The following is a 3,947-nucleotide window of genomic DNA, read 5'->3' on the forward strand; positions in this document are numbered from 1 at the left end:
CGAGTGGTACGCGCGCTTGCGAGCACAGGATCTTTCCGATATCGAAGCGGCCCGCTTTCGGAGCTGGCTGGCGGCCAATCCGGAACGACGTCGAGAGTTCGAGGCCGTCGAACAGTTCTGGGAGGGCTTTGGCGAGTTGGAGCAGTCGCCTGAAGTGGTTCGAGGGCGTGCTGCGATCAAAGAACGCCGGCGTAAAGCGAAGCGAGCGGTCGTTCAGAAGTTCGCGGCGGTGGCGGCTGCCGTGCTCATGCTCGTCGGCGCCTCATACATTTATATAGGGCGTGATTCGGCAACACCGCTCGCCACCGCCATTGGCGAGCAGCGCACAGTGCCGCTATCCGACGGGTCGATCATCACGTTGAACACTAATTCAGAAGTGCGAGTCGACTACAGCAAGGCGCGTCGCAGTGTCGAATTGGTTCGAGGTCAAGCGACCTTCGAAGTTGCCAAGGATGCGGCCCGTCCGTTCATCGTGCGGGCCGGCGATAGCGAAGTTCGCGCTGTGGGCACGGTCTTCGATGTTTACAAAACGCCGGACAAGGTGACGGTCACTCTGATCGAGGGCAAGGTCGCCGTGGGGACGGGGCGGGCCGAGGTGATGTTGGCCGCGGGCGAGCAGCTCTCGTATGGCGTCGGGCAAGTCAAAGAGAAGCGCAGTCAGATCGACGTGCCTCGGGTGACCGCGTGGCGAGCCCGCAAGCTCGACTTCCTCAACACGCCGTTGGCGGAGGCGGTCGCCGAGGCCAATCGATACTCCAACGATGAGATCGTTCTGCAAGCGCCAAGGCTACAAGCGGCGCGAATCAGCGGCACGTTCGAGGCTGGCAAGACCGAACTGTTCGTCGAGGGCGTCCGTTCGTTGTATCGACTCAAAGCCGAGCGCATCGGCGAGCATCAAATTCTATTGACCGATGCACATCCTCCCGCGCGCCAATAGACGCAATTTTTTTCTTCAGACCATTGAGGTAAGCGCCGAGCTGCGTGTCCTCTGTGCAGAGCGTTCGACCGGTGGGCGGCGAAACTCAACACAAGGGGAGAGGATTGTGAGGATTCGCGCGAAGAACAATGAGCCGAGCCGCATCCGATGCGCGCTGGTTGCGACCATTCTGGTTTCCATGGGAGCACTCACGGCCACGGCGCAGGCCGCGGAGTTTGGCGAGCGCTCGTATCAGATCGAAGCTCAGTCAGTCTCCAGCGCGTTGCGAGCATTCGCTGCGCAAACCAATCTGCCGCTGGTGTTCGATGAAGGCGACGTCGGCCAAGCGAGAACCGAGGGTGTGAGTGGCACGCTCGAGCCACGCGCGGCGCTCACTCGGATTCTGCAAGGCACCGGGCTGGAGTTCGAAGTCACCAGCAACAACGTCATCGTGGTCCGCAAGCAAGAGATCGGTACCTCGCGGGCGACCGAGCAAAGCTTCTTGCTGGAGGAAGTGGTGGTCACCGCCGAGAAGCGTGTCGATCTACTCCAGAACGTACCGCTGCCGGTGACGGCGGTGACTGCTGAAAGGCTGGTGAACAACAATCAGCTGCGCCTGCAGGACTTCTACACGAGCGTGCCGGGACTGAGTGTGTCGCCCACGTCGTCTGCTGCGCAGATCTTGTCCATTCGCGGTGTGACCACCGGCAGCGGCAATCCCACCGTCGGCATCACCGTCGATGACGTGCCGTTCGGCGGCTCGACCCAAGGCGGCATCGGTTCGTTCGTGCCCGATTTCGATCCTTCCGATCTGGCTCGGATCGAAGTGTTGCGTGGTCCGCAGGGAACGCTGTACGGCGCGAGCAGCATGGGCGGCTTGCTGAAGTTCGTGACGGTCGAGCCCAACACCGATGCTGTCAGCGGTCGGGTGCAAGTGGGTGTCAGTGGCATTTCGCACGGCAATGGGGCGGGCTACAACGCACGTGGCGCCGTGAATATTCCGTTGAGCGATTCGGCCGCCATGCGCGCCAGTGCGTTCACCAGACAGGACCCTGGTTACATCGACAATCCGGTGCTGGGCATTCATGGTTTGAATGAAGAGCGAGTGAGCGGCGGCCGCTTGTCGGGCGTGTGGCGGCCCGTCGACAACGTCGCGTTGAAGCTGAGTGCGCTCTATCAGGAACGCGAGGCGGATGGTTCGTCCGACATCAACGTGCTGCCGGGCCTGGGAGACTTGCAACAGAATTACATTCGCAACGTCGGTGCGTCCGAGTCCAAAGTTCAGGCCTATAGCGCGACGCTCGAAGCGCAGCTGCGCGATATGACGCTCACGTCGATCAGCGGTTACAACATCAACTCGTTCGAAGATTCATTGGACTTCACGGCGGGCTTCGGCGCGGCGGCGCAGGCCTTCTACGATGTCGGTGGTGCAGCGTTGCCGGAAGACGGCAAGAACACCAAGTTCACTCAAGAAGTGCGGCTGGCCGGTGGCACGGACAGCAAACTCGGTTGGCTGGTGGGCGCGTTCTATACGGATGAGCGCTTTCATATCGATCAATCGGTGCTGGCCACCGAGCCGACTTCGGGCGAGCGATTCGAGCCGGCGTTGATCACCGTCAACGGCTCGGGCACCTACGAAGAATACGCAGCGTTCGCCAATCTCGACTATCACATTACCGAGCGTTTCGATGTGCAGTTCGGCGCGCGCCAGAGCCGGATCAACTTGGTCTCGTTGCCTGGATTGCTGACCGGGGCCTTGCTGGGCGGCGCCGTCAGCATCTCGGCCAGAGAAGAGTCGACCCAAGACGCTTTCACTTATTTGCTGACGCCGCGTTTCATCGTGTCCCCCTCGCTCATGCTGTACGCCAGAATGGCTTCGGGCTATCGCGCCGGCGGCGCCAACTCGCTCGCCTCCGGTGGCCCACGGCAGTACGACCCGGATAAAACCAAGAACTACGAGATCGGCGTGAAGGGTTCGTTGTTCGAGCGCGTGTTGTCGTATGAAGCGTCGCTGTACTACATCGATTGGGACGGCATTCAGTTGTCGCTGATCAATCCCGACACCAGCTTGGGCTACACCGCCAATGCCGGGCACGCGAAGAGCCAAGGCATCGAGCTGTCGCAGACACTGCGGCCGATGTCGGGCCTGACGATTTCCGCTTGGGTCACCTGGAACGAGGCGGTGCTGAAGGAAGGCTTTCCCGCCGGCAGCCTGGCGATGGCCGATGCCGGCGACCGCTTGCCCAACACCAGCCGGTTCTCGGGCAATCTGTCCATCGATCAGGAGTTTCCAATCGCTTCGGCAGCGACTGGTTTCGTCGGTGCCTCGGCAAGCTACGCGGGCCAGCGATGGGATCTGTTCAACGCAACGGATGAACGCACTCGCTTTCCTGCGTACACGCGCGTCGACCTTCGTGCCGGCGCCAAGCTCGACGGTTGGACCGCCAATCTCTACGTCACCAACCTGACGGACGAGCGCGGCATGCTGGCCAATGCGCTGACCAATCTCCCGTTCGCGTATCAATACATTCGGCCGCGCACTTTTGGAATGTCCATCGCGCGGGCATTCTGATGAGACGAAGATTGCGGAGATGGATCGCCGTCGCATTGACGGCGGTCGCTTCGTGCGCGATGGCGCAGGGTGCGAGCGCAACGAGCAATGCGCCATTTCATTTCGATGAGTCTGCGGGGCCGTACGCAACAGGCTTCAAGGTCGTAGAGCAGTACGACTACACGCGCTCCTTTAGCAAGGCGCAGCCGGGCAGGCCACTGCAAACATTGGTCTGGTACCCGGCCGAGAGCAACCGTGCCTCCATGACCGTCGGCGACTACGTTGCGTTGCTGGCGACGGAGACGACTTTCGGCAAACCGACCGAGCCGAGCGCTGAAGCCAAGGAACTGCTGGCCGGGTTGAATCCAGTCCTTGGGGAGCGACTCAGGGCGGTACGCGACGCGCCGTCAGCGTCGGGACGTGTTCCTGTCGTCATTTACTCGCCGGGTTTTTCTTCGGTGGCTTGGGAGAATGCCGATC

The 3,947-nt window shown here is 61.4% G+C and carries 2 protein-coding genes and 1 pseudogene; all 3 read left to right on the forward strand.

The window, feature by feature from the left end; genetic code table 11:
* Window positions 1–937: FecR family protein (locus JNL55_RS21730; RefSeq protein ID WP_293858790.1), on the forward strand; the 937-nt coding region annotated here is incomplete at its 5' end.
* Between the two features lie 106 nt (window positions 938–1,043).
* Window positions 1,044–3,488, forward strand: a complete 2,445-nt coding sequence (locus JNL55_RS21735) for a TonB-dependent receptor domain-containing protein (protein WP_293858792.1) — start codon at window positions 1,044–1,046, stop codon at window positions 3,486–3,488.
* A gap of 11 nt (window positions 3,489–3,499) precedes the next feature.
* Window positions 3,500–3,947 (forward strand): annotated as a pseudogene (locus JNL55_RS21740) (hypothetical protein); the annotation flags it as partial.

It is taken from the genome of Steroidobacter sp. (genome assembly GCF_016790065.1).
Taxonomy (GTDB): Bacteria; Pseudomonadota; Gammaproteobacteria; order Steroidobacterales; family Steroidobacteraceae; genus Steroidobacter.